At 64.1% G+C, this 16,628-nt stretch carries 16 protein-coding genes; 8 read left to right on the forward strand and 8 right to left on the reverse strand.

The window, feature by feature from the left end; genetic code table 11:
- Nucleotides 1-35: 35 nt before the first annotated feature.
- Nucleotides 36-2,462 (forward strand): ATP-binding protein, encoded by a 2,427-nt coding sequence (locus AB8717_RS00630; RefSeq protein WP_443749092.1) that lies wholly within the window; start codon nucleotides 36-38, stop codon nucleotides 2,460-2,462.
- Nucleotides 2,462-2,851, forward strand: a complete 390-nt coding sequence (locus AB8717_RS00635) for a DUF3224 domain-containing protein (RefSeq protein WP_443749093.1) — start codon at nucleotides 2,462-2,464, stop codon at nucleotides 2,849-2,851. The genes AB8717_RS00630 and AB8717_RS00635 overlap by 1 nt, the downstream gene beginning before the upstream one ends.
- Nucleotides 2,852-3,253: 402 nt before the next feature.
- On the opposite strand, the gene AB8717_RS00640 is transcribed toward AB8717_RS00635, so the two are convergent.
- Entirely contained in the window at nucleotides 3,254-4,159 is a 906-nt protein-coding gene (locus tag AB8717_RS00640) for a glycoside hydrolase family 16 protein (RefSeq protein ID WP_443749094.1), read from the reverse strand.
- 104 nt (nucleotides 4,160-4,263) lie between these two features.
- The gene (locus tag AB8717_RS00645) at nucleotides 4,264-4,557 is read right to left on the reverse strand and encodes a hypothetical protein (protein ID WP_443749095.1); all 294 of its coding nucleotides are present in this window, start codon (nucleotides 4,555-4,557) and stop codon (nucleotides 4,264-4,266) included.
- Between the two features lie 346 nt (nucleotides 4,558-4,903).
- Between AB8717_RS00645 and AB8717_RS00650 the strand changes: the two genes are divergently transcribed.
- Nucleotides 4,904-5,830, forward strand: coding sequence for a TraB/GumN family protein (locus AB8717_RS00650; RefSeq protein ID WP_443749096.1), 927 nt, complete (start codon nucleotides 4,904-4,906; stop codon nucleotides 5,828-5,830).
- Here AB8717_RS00650 and AB8717_RS00655 read toward each other — a convergent pair.
- Together AB8717_RS00655 and AB8717_RS00660 are read right to left on the reverse strand one after the other, a co-directional pair.
- Nucleotides 5,827-6,354: a carboxymuconolactone decarboxylase family protein gene (locus tag AB8717_RS00655; protein ID WP_443749097.1), complete on the reverse strand. Its 528-nt coding sequence runs from the start codon at nucleotides 6,352-6,354 to the stop codon at nucleotides 5,827-5,829. The genes AB8717_RS00650 and AB8717_RS00655 overlap by 4 nt on opposite strands.
- 89 nt (nucleotides 6,355-6,443) lie before the next feature.
- Entirely contained in the window at nucleotides 6,444-6,998 is a 555-nt protein-coding gene (locus AB8717_RS00660) for a peroxiredoxin (RefSeq protein ID WP_443749098.1), read from the reverse strand.
- A gap of 142 nt (nucleotides 6,999-7,140) precedes the next feature.
- Here AB8717_RS00660 and AB8717_RS00665 point away from each other — a divergent pair, with 142 nt between their 5' ends.
- Both AB8717_RS00665 and AB8717_RS00670 read left to right on the forward strand, forming a co-directional pair.
- Entirely contained in the window at nucleotides 7,141-8,073 is a 933-nt protein-coding gene (locus AB8717_RS00665; RefSeq protein ID WP_443749099.1) for a hydrogen peroxide-inducible genes activator, read from the forward strand.
- Nucleotides 8,070-8,501 carry a hypothetical protein gene (locus tag AB8717_RS00670; protein WP_443749100.1) on the forward strand — a complete coding sequence of 144 codons (432 nt, stop codon included), beginning with the start codon at nucleotides 8,070-8,072 and terminating at the stop codon, nucleotides 8,499-8,501. The genes AB8717_RS00665 and AB8717_RS00670 overlap by 4 nt, the downstream gene beginning before the upstream one ends.
- Before the next feature lie 106 nt (nucleotides 8,502-8,607).
- On the opposite strand, the gene AB8717_RS00675 is transcribed toward AB8717_RS00670, so the two are convergent.
- Entirely contained in the window at nucleotides 8,608-10,650 is a 2,043-nt protein-coding gene (locus tag AB8717_RS00675; protein WP_443749101.1) for an NAD(+) synthase, read from the reverse strand.
- Between the two features lie 211 nt (nucleotides 10,651-10,861).
- Here AB8717_RS00675 and AB8717_RS00680 point away from each other — a divergent pair, with 211 nt between their 5' ends.
- Genes AB8717_RS00680 through AB8717_RS00690 form a run of 3 tightly spaced genes read left to right on the forward strand, consistent with a single transcriptional unit; the run spans nucleotide 10,862 to nucleotide 13,049 of the window.
- Nucleotides 10,862-12,064 (forward strand): threonine ammonia-lyase, encoded by a 1,203-nt coding sequence (locus AB8717_RS00680; RefSeq protein ID WP_443749102.1) that lies wholly within the window; start codon nucleotides 10,862-10,864, stop codon nucleotides 12,062-12,064.
- Complete coding sequence (locus tag AB8717_RS00685; protein WP_443749103.1) at nucleotides 12,045-12,521, forward strand: FKBP-type peptidyl-prolyl cis-trans isomerase; 477 nt, start codon at nucleotides 12,045-12,047, stop codon at nucleotides 12,519-12,521. Before AB8717_RS00680 ends, AB8717_RS00685 begins: the two co-directional genes overlap by 20 nt.
- A 9-nt stretch (nucleotides 12,522-12,530) precedes the next feature.
- Nucleotides 12,531-13,049 carry an FKBP-type peptidyl-prolyl cis-trans isomerase gene (locus AB8717_RS00690; RefSeq protein WP_443749104.1) on the forward strand — a complete coding sequence of 173 codons (519 nt, stop codon included), beginning with the start codon at nucleotides 12,531-12,533 and terminating at the stop codon, nucleotides 13,047-13,049.
- Here AB8717_RS00690 and AB8717_RS00695 read toward each other — a convergent pair.
- The 3 genes from AB8717_RS00695 to AB8717_RS00705 form a co-directional block, all read right to left on the reverse strand.
- Nucleotides 13,046-13,882, reverse strand: coding sequence for a PDZ domain-containing protein (locus AB8717_RS00695; protein ID WP_443749105.1), 837 nt, complete (start codon nucleotides 13,880-13,882; stop codon nucleotides 13,046-13,048). The two genes, AB8717_RS00690 and AB8717_RS00695, sit on opposite strands and share 4 nt — an antisense overlap.
- Before the next feature lie 101 nt (nucleotides 13,883-13,983).
- Nucleotides 13,984-15,594 carry a glucose-6-phosphate isomerase gene (pgi, locus tag AB8717_RS00700; RefSeq protein ID WP_443749106.1) on the reverse strand — a complete coding sequence of 537 codons (1,611 nt, stop codon included), beginning with the start codon at nucleotides 15,592-15,594 and terminating at the stop codon, nucleotides 13,984-13,986.
- Nucleotides 15,591-16,547, reverse strand: coding sequence for a glycosyltransferase family 2 protein (locus AB8717_RS00705; RefSeq protein ID WP_443749107.1), 957 nt, complete (start codon nucleotides 16,545-16,547; stop codon nucleotides 15,591-15,593). Before AB8717_RS00705 ends, pgi begins: the two co-directional genes overlap by 4 nt.
- Nucleotides 16,548-16,628: the final 81 nt, after the last annotated feature.

Genomic DNA, 16,628 nt, shown 5'->3' on the forward strand with positions numbered 1-16,628 from the left:
ACTTGATTCGGTTGGAGTTTGGAGCAGGCGTACACATGGCGATGGAGTCGATAGCCTATACGGCGGCAGCCGGCGCCATGACGCTGGCCCTGTCCACCACCTATCTCGCCTGGCGCATGCGCCGCCGGCTGACCTCCTCGCGCGATGCCCTGAAAACCGATCTCGGCGTCAAGGACACGATGCTGAGCGAGCTCGACGCCGCCACCTCGGCCTTCGACGAAGCCTTTCTCGCCGTCGAAGGCGATGCCGTCCGCCTGGTGTGGGGCGACGAAACCCTGAAACACTGTGCCCAGGCGCTGGGCCTGCGCAATATCGCCGATGCCGACTTCGCGCCGCGCGTCGTCGAGGCGCTGGGCGAGACCTCGCCCGAAGCCGCCATGGGCCTGAAGCGCCTGATCGCCGAGGGCCGCTCGTGCCGCTTCGAGGTTTTCGCCGAAGGCTCGGGCTCCGTGGTTACCGCCACGCCGGGCGTCACCCTGGTCGTCGAAGGCAAGTCGTCGGGCGCCACGGCCTGGATCCGCCTGGCCATCGCCGGTGGCAAGGCGTCGCTGTCGTCGGGCCCGTTCGCCCAGATGGCCGAGCATCTGCCGGCGCCGTGCTGGATCTGCGCGCGCGACGGCCGCATGGTATGGGCCAACGATGCCTGGCTGAAGGCGGTCGATGCTCCCAGCCTCGACGCCGCCCTGAAGGACAATATCAGCCTCGACCGCACGGCCGACGCCATGGTGACCGAGGCGATCGACAGCCGCAGCCGGCGCGAAGGCTATCGCTGGCTGACGGTCGGCGGTCAGCGCCGCTCTTTCCACATCATCGCCGAGCCGCTCAACGACGCCTATACCTGCGCCTACGCCATCGACGTCACCGAGGCCGAGGACAGCCGCGAAGCCTTGAAGCGCCACGCCAAGGCGCACGACGAAACCTTGAATGCCCTCGAAGACGCCGTCGCCATCTTCGGCCCCGAAAAGCAGCTGATGTTCCACAACCTGGCTTTCGAAAAGCTGTGGGACCTGGAACCGGCTTGGCTGGCGGAACGGCCGACGCATGGCGAATGGCTCGATCGCCTGCGCCAGAAGCGCCGCTCGCCCGAAACCTCGGACTATGCGGGTTTCAAGGCGCGCGAACTCGAATTCTACGGCCTGACGCACACCGCCGACGACGAGATGTGGACCCTCCCCGACGGCCGCTCGATGCGCGTCGTGCGCCAGCCGCATCCGCTGGGTGGCCTGCTGATCCTGTTCAGCGACAAGACGGGCGAACTCAAGCTCAAGGCGCAGTTCAACGCCCTGATCCAGGTGCAGAAGGCGACACTCGACCAGCTCAACGACGCCGTGTCGGTGTTCGGCAGCGACGGCCGCATCCGCCTGCGCAACCTGTCGTTCGAAAAGTTCTGGAACCTGCGCGGCGAAGACATCGGCGCCATCGCCGACTTCGCCGAGATTTCCGAGATGTGCCTGCCGCTGGTCCACGACCGCGGCTTCTGGTCCGAGCTCAAGGCGCGCATCACCGACACCGATCCGCTGGCGCGCGCGCCGCAGTCGGGCGAGGTCCGCATCTCGGATGGCCGCCTGGCGCAGTGGCGCACCCAGCCCCTGCCGGACGGCGCGACCCTGGTGGCGTTTTCCGACATCACGGCGACCCGCCAGCTGGAAAAGGCCATCGAGGCCCGCGACGAGGCGCTGAACGAGTCGGTCCGCCTGAAGCGCGACTTCGTCGCCAACGTGTCGTACGAACTGCGTACGCCGCTGACCACCATCGTCGGTTATGCCGACCTGCTGCACGCCCAGAACAAGGGCCAGGATCCCAAGCAGCGCGCCTATCTGGAATCGATCCAGTCGGCGGCGCAGGAACTGGCGCGCTCGATCGACGACGTGCTCGACATGGCGCAGATCGACGCCGGCGAAATGTCGATCACCCTGTCGGACGTCCGTTTGCTCGACGTTGTCGCCGAAGCCGGCGCCCGCCAGGCCGAGGCCTTCAAGGCGCGCGGCGTACAGTTCGACTACACGGGCGTTCGCGAATCCGGCATGATCCGTGTCGACGCGCGCCGCCTTGGCCAATGCCTGGAACACCTGCTGGGCAACGCCATCCGCAATGCGTCGAACGGCGGCGCGGTGCGCCTGAAGGCCACCAAGGACGGCGACAATCTCGAGCTGGAAGTCTCCTACGCCGGCCGCGGCATTCCCTATCACATGCAGGCGCACATCTTCGACCGCTATGTCGGGCGCGAGCGCGGCGGTCCGGGCCTTGGCCTGGCCCTAGTCAAGGCGCTGGTTGAGTTGCATGAAGGCTGGATCACGCTCGAATCCGAACCGAACGAGGGCGCCAGCTTCAAGATCCACCTGCCGAACCAGAGCGGCGCCGGTCAGTCGACCACGGCGGAAACCGTCATCCATCCGGCGGCGCCGGTGGCGATCATGGACCGGCTGGAAAGCGGCGACGGCGGCATCGAGGACGTAGCCTGATGCCTCGCGCCGAAGGGCTGTTCGACGTCAAGCGGGCGCCCGAGGCGGTACACGGCAAGGCCGAGGGTCTGCTGGGACGTCATGCGCTCGACAAGCAGTATCATGGCGCGCTCGACGCCACCGGCATCGGTGAGATGCTGAGCGCGGGCACGGCCACGCCGGGTTCGGCCGGCTATGTCGCCATCGAAAAGGTCACGGGCACGCTCGACGGCCGGGCCGGCAGCTTCTACATCCAGCATTCGGGGACGATGACGCGGGGGCAGGGCACACTTGTCATCCACGTCATTCCGGATTCCGGTACGGATGAATTGACCGAGCTCACCGGCACGATGCAGATCGTCATCGCCGACGGCAAGCACAGCTACGTTTTCGACTACGAGATTGCCTGAGGTTTGAAGGTTTTGCTTTAGGTCGAACCTATGCAATGCCCCTTCCGTCTACCCTTCGCCAAGGCTTAGAGCACTATGACTTTTGCTTGAAGCGGCAGCATTTGTGACGCGTTGGGCTCCCCCCTTCCGTCACTCGCTCCGCTCGCGCCACCTTCCCCGTAAACGGGGAAGGAATTAGATGGTTTAACTCCCTTCCTTCCCCGTTTACGGGGAAGGTGGCTGGATCGGCGCCAAGCCGAGCCAGACGGAAGGGGGAGAACGCTGCCACGCCTAATACTGCTTCCGCCTAAAATCACAACGATCTAGGGTAGCCACCTTCCCCGTAACCGGGGAAGGTGGTGCGAGCGAAGCGCGTGACGGAAAGGGGAAGCCGGACGTATAACAAGCGCCAGCATGTCCTTCTTACGGGTTTGGCGACTGCGTGGGGTCGTCCGGCAGGGTCCACACCTTGATATAGTCGATGACCATGTCGGACGGCGTCATGTCCGTGCGCTTTTCAGCCGAGCTGTAGGCCAGGTTGGCCAGGATGAACATCGGCTTCTGGAATTCCGGCAGGGATTCGAAGCGCATGATTTCCTGGCGGTCGAAATAGACGATCACCCAGTCGGGCGTCGTGCGGATGCCGAACTGGTGGAACTGGCCGTCGAACAGCCCGTCGGGAATCTTGCGGTAGCAGGACTTGCCCCAGTGCTTGGTCACGACATTGGACGGATCGGGTTTTTCGGCCGGCCACAGGTGGACCGAAAAGTGGAAGCCGTTGGGATCGCCCCCGCCATAGCCCTCGAAGACGTCGATCTCGGTGCGGGTTTCGGACGGGGCGGTGAACTGGTTGACGGTCTTCAGCCAGAAGGCCGGCCAGTTGGACGCGCCCTGCGGCAGCCTGGCGCGCATCTCGAAATAGCCGTAGGTCTGGGCGAAGCCCTGGCCGTGGGAATCGACCGACTGGATCAGGCCGGATGTCCACCGGCCGTCACGGTTCTGCATGCGGATGGTCAGCATGCCGTCCCTGAACTGGAAGGTGTCGTCGTCCTTGCGGTAGTCGAGGAAGCGGGCGCCGCCGAAGCCGCCGTGGACGCTGGTGTACCACTTGCCCCGACCACCGTCGCGCGCGATGTCGGGCGTATCGAAATCGTCGGAAAAGGTCATCGTCGCGCCGGTCAGATCGATCGTCTGACCTTCGTGGACGGCTGTTTTCTGGCAGTTGAAGGCTTCGAGGCGGGAAAGCGGCGTCTGCTCGGCAAGGGCGCTGCCCGCCAGGGTGCAGGCCGCGAAAACGGCGGCTGCGCCCGTCAATAAAGCGGTCTTCATCATACGGCTCCATGATCCCCGGCGGGGCGCACAGTTTCTCATATGATGGCGGTTGTCAATTCGCTGCGGTGCAGCGAACAGATGAATTTTGGATGACGCGTTCGTTACGCGAACAGCGACCAGACACCCGCCCAGAAGGCGCCGCAGATCACGGTCAGGCCGACCAGGGTCCAGGCGATCGGAATCTTCCTGACCTCGATATTGTCGGTGTCGAGCGGCGGCAGGCCCGAGATTTCGAAGCTGCGGTACAGGTCGTTTTGCAGGGTCAGGGCCGGGGAGGGCACGGCTTCGACCGTCTGGCCATCACCAACCAGCGCGATCTTGCTCTCTTCCACGGCCGGGGCGGGCGCGGCGTGGAGTTCAGCGGCTTCGACGGCTTTGGTCTTCAGGCGAGGCATGTCTTTAAACTCCTGAGGGTGGCTTTCCCGTTACTATGGACGTCTCAGGTTAAGACAAGGTTTTTAACGGCCAATTTTCGCCGCATTTACCAGGGTTTATTGTGGTTAACGGGCCGGTTACTATAGTACAGGGCCGGGATGTGCTGCCGGATCCTGATAATACGGTTTACAGCGAGTAAATATATTGCGATGCGGCGATGGCGAGAGCCTGATTGTCTCGCTCTCGCGGGAGAAATCTGCCTTTCAAGGGCCGTGGTATTCGCAGCCGCAATAACATTTCATAGGGCCGGTTGCCCGACTCGCTGCGCTGCATTATGAAGACGAAGCTGCGATATGGGGCGTTTCGATGCTGAAATCCTGTCTTCCCGCGCTGATGCTCGTCCTTGCCGCCCCCGCGACGGCGCAGACCGCCGAGCAATGGACCGACACGCCCGTCATCGTATCGGCGCAGTTGTCGGGGCCCGCCCTGTGGCGGTTGAAGAAGGGCAATTCCGAAGTCATCGTTATCGGTGTCCCGCCGGTCTTTCCAAAAAACCTCGGCTGGAAGACAAAGCGCGTCGAAAACGCCCTGAAGGGCGCCAAGGCGCTGATCACCCCGCCCGCCGGCAAGGCCGGTGTCGGCGACATGCTGAGCCTGATGCGCATGAAGGGACTGCCGAACGGCCAGGACCTGAAATCCGTCCTGCCGGCCGATCTCTATAATCGTTATGAGACGACGGCGGCGCGCGCCGGTGTGTCGACCCGCGCCTTCCAGCACGACAAACCTGTCTGGGCCGCTGCCCGGCTGCGCCAGGACGTGCTCGGTCACCTTGCCCTGACCGGCGACGAGCCCGTGCAGACGATCGCCCGCCTGGCGCGCCGCCAGGACGTGCCGGTGCGCGTGGCGGCGCGCTACAGGCTCAGTCCCGTGCTCAAGGATGTCAACGCGATGGACGCGGCGGCGGAGCGGACCTGCATGACACGCACGCTGGACGATATCGACTTCGATATCGACCGGGCGCCCAGGACGGCCGCCGCTTGGGTCGCCGGCGATATGAAGACGGTCCTTGCCAACTATCACGGCTCGGCCCTGATGGACTGCCTGGATGGTTCGGGCAAGGGCTCGGCCCTGATGGAGCAGGCGACCGACGACGCCGTCGATGCCATCACGGATGCCCTGGCGACGCCGGGCAAGACGGTGGCCGTCCTGCCGCTGGCGCCGTTGCTGCGCAGGGGCGGGGCGCTCGATCGCGTCCGCGCCCAGGGGATCGCGGTGACCGCGCCGAACTATTAAGCGGTTGCCGCCTTTTCACCGCGGATGACGGCCGATACGGCGTTGACCACGGCGGCGATGCGCAGGGCGGCCTGGACCTGGACATTGGTCACGTTGTGCTGGCGCAGCACCTTTTCGTGGCTGTCGAGACAGAGGCCGCAGCCGTTGACCGCCGACACCGCCAGCGACCACAGCTCGAAATCGACCTTGTCGACGCCCGGATTGGCCAGGATGTTCATGCGCAGGCCGGCGCGCAGGGTCTCGTATTCCTTGTTGTGCAGCAGGTGCAGCGAGCGATAATAGACATTGTTCATGCCCATGATCGCCGCGGCCGCCTTGGCGGCGTTCAGCGCTTCCGGCGTCAGGCTGGCGGCAGCCGACAGGTTCTGCACCACCTCCGGCACGCCGATCGCGTAGGCGCAGGCGACGAAGGCGCCCCACTTCTGCTGGTCGTTGAGCGTGGTCTCGTTGGCCAGCGTGGACAGGTTGAGCGACAGGTCCTTGGCATAGGCGGGGATCAGGTCGCGGAGGGCATCGATGGACATGACTATTCCTTATCTACAGGCATGAAAAAGGCGGCGCGCAAAGGAAAGAACGCGCCGCCTTTTTCGGATGGGCCTAGGCCCGTTTTGACTTACGCAGCCAGGGTCTCACCGCCGACGGCGCGGTTGCACGGGCACAGTTCGTCGGTTTGCAGGCCGTCGAGGACGCGCAGGGTTTCTTCCGGCGAACGGCCGACGTTCAGGCCGTTGACGGTCACGTGCTGCACCACATTGTCCGGATCGAGGATGAAGGTGGCGCGGAGCGCGACGTGAGCCTTGGGGTCAAGGACGCCGAGCGCCTGGGCGAAGACGGCACCGTTGTCGGCAAACTGCCAGATGGCCAGCTTGTCCAGGTCCTTGTGGTCGCGGCGCCAGCCGAGCTTGGAATGCTCGTTGTCGGTCGAGCCGCCGAGCACGACCGCGTCGCGGTCTTCGAAGTCACGGGCCAGGCGGGCATAGCCGGCGATTTCGGTCGGGCAGACGAAGGTGAAGTCCTTCGGGTAGAAGAAGATGATCTTCCACTTGCCCGGGAAGCTGGCCTTGGTCACGTCCTCGAAAGCGCTCTGGCCGTTTTCTTCATGGCGGTTGAAGCCGGGCTTCACACCGACGACGCTGAAGTCCGGGAGGGTTTCGCCAACACCGATCATAATCTGTCTCCTTGTCTGGATATCTTTCGGCCGGGAGTGCCGATGCAGAGGCCTTACGCCTCACAGGGGTAGAACTCAAATTAATTGTTTTTGAATTTTTTATAAATTGAATTTATGGGCCGGCGTTACTATAATGTGGGGCATGTTACCCACCCTGCGCCAGCTTCAGTATCTCAAGCTCCTCGACGAGCATAAGAGCTTCATGGCGGCGGCCGAGGCCGCGCACGTGTCGCAGCCCGCCCTGTCTTCGGGGATCGCCGAGCTCGAAAAAGGACTGGGGGCGCGTCTGGTCGACCGGACACGCGGGCAGGTGATTCTGACGGCGGTGGGCGAGGAGACGCTGAAGCGTGCGCTCGATATCCTGGCGCGGACCGAGGACCTGGTCGAGGCGGCACGCGGCGCCAACCGGCCGCTGAGCGGGCGGTTCCGCCTGGGGGTCATCCCGACGGTCGCGCCCTTCCTGTTGCCCAAGGCGCTGGTCCGCCTGCGCGAGGACTTTCCGCAACTGCGCCTGTTCCTGCGCGAGGACCAGACGGCGCGTCTGATCGCCTCGCTCAAGGCCGGCGCGCTCGACGCGGCGGTGATCGCCCTGCCGTATGATTTGAATGGGCTCGACCACGCTTTTGTCTGCAAGGACGAGATCATGGCCGCGACACCATGCGGCCATCCGTTGGCCCATGAGGACCGTATCGCGCCGGAATCGCTGAAGGGTGAGGAACTGATCCTGCTCGAAGACGGTCATTGTTTGCGCGACCATGCCCTGGCCGCCTGTTCGTGGACCGGCCCGACCGGTGGGGTCGAGACGCTCGGCAATCCCAATGGCGGCTTCGCGGCGACATCTCTCAATACTTTGGTGCAAATGGTGGGGTCGGGTTTGGGCGTTTCCCTGCTGCCGGCCATGGCCGTCGATGCGGGACTGGTGCGCAGCGACGAAGTGACCGTGCGGCCCTTGAAATCCGATCATGCCTATCGTGATATCGTCGTGGTCTGGCGGGCCGGATCGAGCCGCGCCGCCGAGGCGCGGCTGCTGGCCGACAGACTGAAGCTCACCGCTCCGGAGGCACACGCGGCATGAAACGGATAGCCTGTCTTTCGCTGCTGCTTGTACTGGCAGCGTGTTCGAAGCCGCAGGAAGCGGATGCGCCGCCCGCGCCGGTGGCGGTTCAGCCGGCAGCGCCCGATCCGTGGCCGGGCAAGTATGAAGGCGATGTCATGGTAGATGTGACGGGCTTTGCCGGCGCCTATCGCGCGTGGCTGCTGACGGCGAAGGCCGACGGCTGCACCGGCGATCTGGGCGTGGCGGACAAGGGCCTGCCGGCGCGCTCCGACGGCGACGCGCTTGAGGTCACGGTGCCGGCCAGGGACGCCTTGCCGCAATGTAGCATCCGCCTGACGCGCAAGGGGGCCGTGGTGACGGTGACCGAGGATGCCGGCTGCGCGTCCTATCACGGTGCCACCTGTGCCTTTGCCGGCACGGCGCGCCGGGTCCAGCCCGCGCATTAACCGGTCATAAACCCTGTTTGCCTAGCCTGAAGGCCTGACGAATCGCGCCTTTTCGGACGGTCATACCGGTCCGACCGCACGGTAGTGCGCGGCTATACCGGCATTATCACACCGTTTCCGGCACATTGTCCCTAAGCTCCTGAAGCCACAGTTTCGCATTGGCGTCCGACGGCATGCGCCAGTCGCCGCGTGGGCTGAGCGCCCCGCCGGAGATCAGCTTCGGCCCGTTCGGTATGGCCGAGCGCTTGAACTGCGAAATCGTGAAGAAGCGCCACAGAAACACTTCCAGCCAGTGCCGGATGTCGCCGAGCGCGTAGGCGCGGCGCTTGTCTTCCGGGAAATCGGGCGGCCAGCCGCCGGCCGCGGCGTCCTTCCAGGCGTGCCAGGCCAGGAAGGCGACCTTGGACGGTTTCAGCCCGTAACGCGTGATGTAGTAGAGGCTGAAGTCCTGGAGTTCGTAGGGTCCGACCTTGTCTTCGGTGCGCTGCGTCTTGCCGTCCTCGACCGGCACCAGTTCCGGTGAAATCTCGCGCTCCAGCACCGAATGGAGGATGCGGCCGGTCCGGGCGTCGAACTCCCGGGCGGCGGCCCAGCGGATCAGGTGCTGGATCAGCGTCTTCGGCGCGCCGCAATTGACGTTGTAATGGCTCATATGATCGCCGACGCCGTAGGTGCACCAGCCGAGCGCCAGCTCCGACAGGTCGCCGGTGCCGATGACGAAGCCCTTTTTTTCGCCGGCCAGGCGGAACAGGAAGTCGGTGCGCAGCCCGGCCTGAACGTTTTCGAAATTGACGTCGTAGACCTTTTTGCCCTCGGCATAGGGGTGGCCGATATCCATCAGCATGCGCTTGGCGGCCGGGCGGATGTCGAGGGTTTCGGCCGAGATGCCCAGCGCGCGCATCAGTTTCAGCGCGTCGTTCCTGGACCCCACCGTCGTGCCGAAGCCGGGCATGGTGTAGCCGTGGATATTGGCGCGCGGAAGGCCCAGGCGGTCGAAGGCCTTGCAGGTGACGATGACGGCGTGGGTAGAGTCGAGACCGCCCGAAATACCGATGACGACGGCCTTCGTGCCGGTGGTTTCGAGGCGCTGCATCAGGCCGTGGACCTGGATGTTGAAGGCTTCGTAGCAGTCCTCGTCGAGGCGCTCCCGGTCGCTCGGCACGTAGGGAAAGCGCGGGACGGCGCGGTAAAAGTCGGTCAGGTTATGTGGCGCCCAGGCGAAGGATGGACCTTTGCCCTCCGAAGGCAACGCTCTCAGGCGGGCGTCATTGAAGGTCGCAGTGCGTAAGCGGTCCTGGGCGATCCGCTCGACATCGATATCGCCGATCGTCACGGTGCCGGACGAGAAACGCTCGCCCTCGGCGACCAGCTCGCCCATCTCGTAGATCAAGGATTGGCCGTCCCACGACAGGTCGGTGGTCGACTCGCCCGGACCGGCGGCGCTGTAGGCATAGGCGCACATCAGGCGCTCGGATGTGGCCGCGCACAGCCGTTTGCGCGCCCGCGACTTGCCGACCACGACCGGCGAGGCCGACAGGTTCAGGATGAGGTGCGCGCCGTTCAGGGCTAGCCGGGTGCCGGGCGTGTCGGGCGCCCAGAGGTCTTCGCAGATTTCGACCGCAAAGGTAAAGGCATCGAAGCCCTGTGCTCGAAAGACAAGATCGGTGGCGACGGGGGCGGCGCCCGCGCCGTAAGCAAAATCGGCGGCCAGGCCCGCGCCCGAGGCAAACCAGCGCTTTTCGTAATATTCACGGTAGTTGGGCAGGAAGATCTTCGGGACGATGCCGAGGATGACGCCCTTATGGATCACGACCGCGCAGTTATAGACGGCGTCGCCGATCTTCAGCGGCGCGCCGGCGACGACGATGCCGCGCCAGGCGGCCGATGCCGCGACCAGGCCGTCGACCGCCTGGCGCGCGGCCTCAAGCAAGGCCTGTTGCAGGAACAGGTCGTCGAGCGCATAGGCCGACAGGCTGAGTTCGGGGAACAGGATCAGGTCGGCGCCGGCGTCGTCGGCTCGACCGGCCAGATCGATATGTTCGCTCAGGTTGGTCGCCGGATCTGCGATATGCACCTTCGGCGTTACGCAGGCTATGCGAACGAAACCATGTGTGGCGGGCGAAAAGAAGATTTCGGCAGTTTTGGGCATGATTTTTGTCCCTTGCGCGGATCGCGTTGGCAAATATGTGGTCTTTCTATCAGAAAATGTCTAATGCGTCGGGTTATGTTGCGAAAAATCGTTCACATATTGCGCATGTGATCGGACATTCGTGAGATTGTGTGAAAACTAGTATCAATTGATATTTATTGGTGCCTGCATTTTTTCCACCCCACGCAATCGCCCTCTGTTATGAGGCGCCATGAGCGTAACCTTTGCCGATATCGAAGCCGCCGCCGCGCGTATCGCCGGCCATGTCGTGCGCACGCCGTGCGCCTTTTCCCAGCGCCTGAGCGCCATTACCCGCGCAAAACTGTGGATCAAGGCCGAGAACCAGCAATACACCTCGGCCTTCAAGGAGCGCGGCGCGCTCAACAAGCTTTTGCAGCTTTCGGAAGACGAGCGCCGGCGCGGCGTGTTCGCAGCGTCCGCGGGCAATCATGCGCAGGGCCTGGCCTATCATGCCCAGCGCCTGGGCATTCCGGCCACCATCGTCATGCCGCAGGGCACGCCCTTCGTCAAAATCCAGAAGACCGAAGGTTTCGGCGCCACGGTCGTCATGGAAGGCAAGGGCTATGACGAGTCGTCGGCCCACGCCATTAAGCTGTGCGAAGCGGCGGGCGGTGTGTATGTGCACCCGTTCAATGACGAGGCCGTCCTGGCCGGCCAGGGCACCATCGCCATCGAAATGCTGGAGCAAGCGCCGGAACTCGACACGCTGATCGTGCCGATCGGCGGCGGCGGGCTGATCGCCGGCATGGCGATCGCGGCCAAGACGATCAAGCCGTGGATCAAAATCATCGGCGTCGAAGCGGCCATGTTCCCGTCATTCACGGCGCGGCGGCGCAACCTGCCCCTGCCGGCCGGCGGGAGCACGATCGCGGAAGGCATCGCCGTGCGCGAAGTCGGCGATATCACCTTCGCATTGGCCAACCCTTATGTCGACGATGTGCTGGTGATCGATGAAGCCGATTTCGAGCGTGCCATCGCGGCCTATGCCAATATCGAAAAGACAGTGGCCGAAGGCGCAGGCGCGGCGGGCCTGGCCGCGGTCATGCGTTACCCCGAACGCTTCGAAGGGCAGAATGTCGGCCTGGTGTTGTGCGGCCGCAATATCGACCTGCGCCTGCTGGCCAGCGTGTTGCAACGTGAACTGGTGCGTGAAAAGCGCCTTGTCACCTATCGTATTTTGGGCGACGATCGTCCCGGTATGCTGTCGCTGATGGCCGACGTCATCGCCTCAAAGGGGGGCAATATCGTCGACGTGGCGCACAATCGCCTGGTGCTCGACGTTCCGGCCAAGGGGGCGGAGTTCGACATCATGGTCGAGACCCAGGGGCCGCGTCACGCCTTTGAAATTTCAGAAGCCTTGAGGAGCACGGGATATGCGTTGCGCATGGATTAGCGGACTGGTTTTGGCGGGCGTCCTGTGCGCGGCGCCGGTGTTGGCGCAGACCGCGGCGGAGAACCTGAAGGCCGGCCAGGCCTATCTCAAGGCGGTGGCCAAACAGCCGGGCGTCGTCACCCTGCCGTCGGGCGTCATGTACCGCATCGTATCGCGCGCGCCCCAACCGGGCGCCCAGCCGACCGTGGCCGATACGGTCACCATCGACTACGAAGGCAAGTTGCTCAACGGATCGGTCTTCGATTCGTCCTATGCGCGCCACGAAGCCGCCAGCTTTCCGCTGGGCCGCCTGATTCCGGCGTGGCAGGAAGCCATTCCGCAAATGCATGTCGGCGACGAGATCATCCTGTACACGCCCGCCTCGCAGGCCTATGGCGACCGCGACCTCAGCCCCGACATCCCGCCGAACAGCACGCTGGTCTTCCGCGTGCACCTGATCGGCATCGGCGGACAATAAGGAAAGACCATGATCCGTACACGTATCATTCTGCCGCTGGTCGCGGCGTTCGCCCTGGCGGGCTGCGGCCAGAGCATGGATTCCGTCGACAAGGAAATGGCGAAGCGCGAGGCTCAGGACGAAGCGGCCGCCGCCGCCAATATCAAGGCCGGGCAGGCTTTCCTCACCAAGGTCGCCAAGGAGCCGGGCGTGGTCACCCTGCCGTCCGGCCTCATGTACAAGGTGGTGTCAGCGCCCGATCCCAACGGCGCCAAGCCGTCGCCCAACGCCACGGTCAAGATCAATTACGAAGGCAAGCTGATCGACGGCACGGTCTTCGATTCGTCCTATGACCGCGGCACGCCGGCCAGCTTCCCGCTGGCCCGCCTGGTCAAGGCCTGGCAGGTCGCCCTGCCGATGATGCACAAGGGCGATACCTGGATGCTGTACGTCCCGGCCGAGCTGGGCTACGGCCAGGCCGACATGGGCGCCATCCCGCCCAACAGCACGCTGGTCTTCAAGATCCAGCTGCTCGATTTCCAGGGTTAGAACTTAAGCGTTTCGTCGACGACCTGGCCGTTATGCCATACGCTGGCGGTCAGGGTCTGGCCCGACTTGAGGCTCAGGCCTGTCACATCGGCTGCCGCCTTGACCGGCTTGCCGTCGATGGCCAGCAGGATGTCCTCGGCCTTGATCCCGGCCGTCAGGCCCGCCGAGTCCTCGTTGACCGCCTGGATGAACAGGCCGTGGTCCAGCCCGTAATTGTTCATCAGGTCCGCCGGCGTCATGTCGCTGAACACCAGGCCCATAGGCACGGGTTGCAGCAGTTCGGGACGTACGGTGTAGCGCTTGCCGGCGGGAACGAGGTCGTTCAGCGCCATGAACTGGCGCTCGATCTGGTCGGGCGTCAGCACGACGCGCACCTCTCCACCCCGGCGCAGGCCGACCATATAGGTGATGCCGGTGGCCGCGTCGCGGCGCAGTTCGGCGTCAGGCACGGACAGCGTCAGGGTTTCCTTGTAGCGGCACTGGTGGGTGTCGCCGTTCTCGCCGCAGCGGACGATTTCACGCATCGGTGAGTCGGCGGGCACGGCCTTGCCGCCGCTATGCACCGAGCGGACGGTGCGCCAGTCGGTATCGACATAGTCGATGGCCAGGGTGAAGGTGTGACGGGGCGACCGCACCTTGCGGTCCATGTCGCTTTGCAGGACGGTGCGGGTATTGACCGTTGCCGGATCGAGCGTGCGCAGGATCAGGCCCGAGACATTGATATCCGACATCAACCGGTCGTCGACGACGACGACACCGAGCGGCGCCTGCGCATGTGCGGCGGCAGCCAAAAGAGAGGCGCCCACAAGCGCTGCGGCCAAACGGCGTTTCATGTCCCTAACCCCTTTCCCAGCAATGGGTTAGGGACATTTGCTCTGTCTTATGGGCGGCTGCAAGGCCGATATGTGTCAAAACTGAAATAATGTCAGTCTTGTCACTTTACGCGATTGATCAGCGCCGTGGTCGAGGGATCGTGATCGGCGACGGTGGCCGCGGTGAAGTCCTTGAGCACGCCGCTGGCCAGGGTCTTACCCAGCTCGACGCCCCACTGGTCGAAGCTGTTCAGGCCCATGACGATGCCTTCGGCGAAGGTCTTGTGCTCGTAAAGCGCCAGCAGCGCGCCCAGGGTCTCGGGCGTCAGTTCGCTGATGAGGACGGTGGTCGACGGCTTGTTGCCGGGGCAGACCTTCTGCGGGGCGATCTGGGCGGTCCGGGCGTCGTCGAAGCCCAAGGCCTTGCATTCGGCGACCGAGGTTTCCAGCGATTTGCCGACCATGAAGGCTTCGCCCTGGGCGATGACGTTCGACAGCAGCTTCTTCTGCATGTCGTCGGACGCTTCGGCGTTCTTTTGCACGGCGATCAGTTCCAGCGGCACGACGTCTTCCGACTGGTGCAGCATCTGGAAGAAGGCGTGCTGGGCGTTGGTGCCTTCGTCGCCGAAGACGACCGGGCAGGTCTTGGTCGCCAGCAGTTCGCCGGTCGGAGACGTCCGCTTGCCGTTCGATTCCATCTCGAGCTGTTGCAGGAAGGCGGCCAGGCGGCGCAGACGGTGGACATACGGGATGACGGCGCGGCTGGGGCGATCGTGGCCGATACGGTTATAGACCTGGGCGGCGGCCAGCAGGATCGGCGCGTTCTTTGAGAACGGCGCGGTCAGGAAGTGCTGGTCCATCTGGCGCGCGCCGTCGAGCAGGCGCTCATAGACGTCGAAGCCGAGCGCGATGATGATCGACAGCGACACGGCCGACCATAGCGAATAGCGGCCGCCGACCCAGTCCTTGAAACCGAAGACACGGTCGGGCGCGATGCCGTAGGCGCCGGTCTTATCGGGTGCGGCCGACACGGCGGCCAAGTGCTTTTTGGCGGCGTCTTCGCCGAGGCCCTTGATCAGCCAGTCGCGCGCGGCCAGGAAGTTGGCGAGCGTCTCCTGCGTGGTGAAGGTCTTCGACACGGCGATGACCAGGGTTTCGGCCGGATCGAGGCCGGCCAGCGCCAGGGCCAGTTCCGAACCGTCGACATTGGCGACGAAGCGGACGTCGATCTTCGGCGTCAGGGGCGACAGGCCTTGGAAGACCAGGCGCGGGCCCAGGTCCGAACCGCCGATGCCGATATGGATGATCGTTTTGAACGGCTTACCGGTAGCGCCCGTGATGGTGCCCGAGCGGATGGCGCCGGCATAGTCGCGCATGGCGTCGCGCGCCGATTTGACGTCGGCGGTGATTTCGGGGCCGCGCAGGCGGGCGTTTTCGGCGTCGCTGTCGCGCAGGGCGACGTGCAGGACGGCACGGCCTTCGGAGACGTTGATCTCTTTCCCGGTCCACATCTTCTCGCGCGCTTCGACCAGGCCTGACTGTTCGAACAGCTCGACGGCGCGGTCGAAACCGGGCTTCGACCAGGCTTGTTTGGAGACATCGACATAGAGGCCGCAGACATCGAGCGACATGTGGCTGAGGCGATCGGGGTCATTGCGGAACTGATCGACGATCTTTCCGTTGGCATCGACGAAGGCTTGCGTCTTCAGGGCGTCTAATGCGGCACTGCTCATGGGGACCTCCGGATGATTTTCAAAGGGTTCCATGTCAAAACTTTCGCCAGCCGTAAAGCGCCGATTTGCCGTTCACGCTGAATTTGTGTGCGGCTGCGAAGAATTGGTCCCATGCCTTTGCACGCGTCGCCAAGCGCCCGCCAGACAAGGCTGCCCTTGCCGTTCAGCGTGTCTTTGACCGCGCCTAAAAGCGTAAGACCAGTATGGATCGGAAGGGTCGGGATGAGCAGCAGAAGCGGCATGGTCTTGGCGTAGAGCCAGAGCCGATTGCGATAGCCGTGATAGAGGGCGAAGTCCGAGCGCACGCCTGTGCTGGCTGAGCCGATGTGCGCCACTTTCGCCTCCGGGACCAAGCGGCAATTGTGGCCGAGCAGGCGCGCCCGGGCGCCGAGATCGGCGTCCTCGCAATAGCAGAAGAAGCGTTCGTCGAAGCCGCCAAGCTGCCGGAACAGGTCGCGCCGGATGACGAAGGCCGCGCCGCACGGGGAAAAGACCGATTTGCCGTTGAGCTGTGCCGGCAAGGTTTGGCCGAAGCCGGCGCGATAGGGAAAGCCGAAGAAGGTCATGCCGTCGCCGGCACCGTCCATACGGCTGGGGTTGGCGGCGTCGACCTGAAGCGAGGTGAACATCGAGGTGTACGGCCAGGAGGTGATGGCCGTGGTCATGGCGTCGAGCCAGCCGGAGTCCGCAAAGGCGTCTGGATTGATAAAGCCCAGCCAGTCGCCGGTGGCCGCTTCGGCGGCACGGTTGTTGCCGGCGGCAAAGCCGAGATTCTCACTGAACGGCAGGCATTTGACCGTTGGATATCTCGTCTTTAGCGCGTCGAAGTCGAGATCGCCTGAACCGTTGTCGGCCAGGATGATTTCGACATTGAACGGAATCAACGCATTGAGGCAGCGATCGACATAGGCTGCACTCTTGTAGGCAAGAACTATGATCGAGAAGGTGGTCACAAAGATACCCCTCCACCCCTTCGGGGTGAGCGCAGCCGACATACAGCGTCGGCAAGCGCAAGTCCCCATCTAACGATGGGG

The organism is Asticcacaulis solisilvae, from assembly GCF_052327315.1.
Taxonomy (GTDB): Bacteria; Pseudomonadota; Alphaproteobacteria; order Caulobacterales; family Caulobacteraceae; genus Asticcacaulis; species Asticcacaulis solisilvae_B.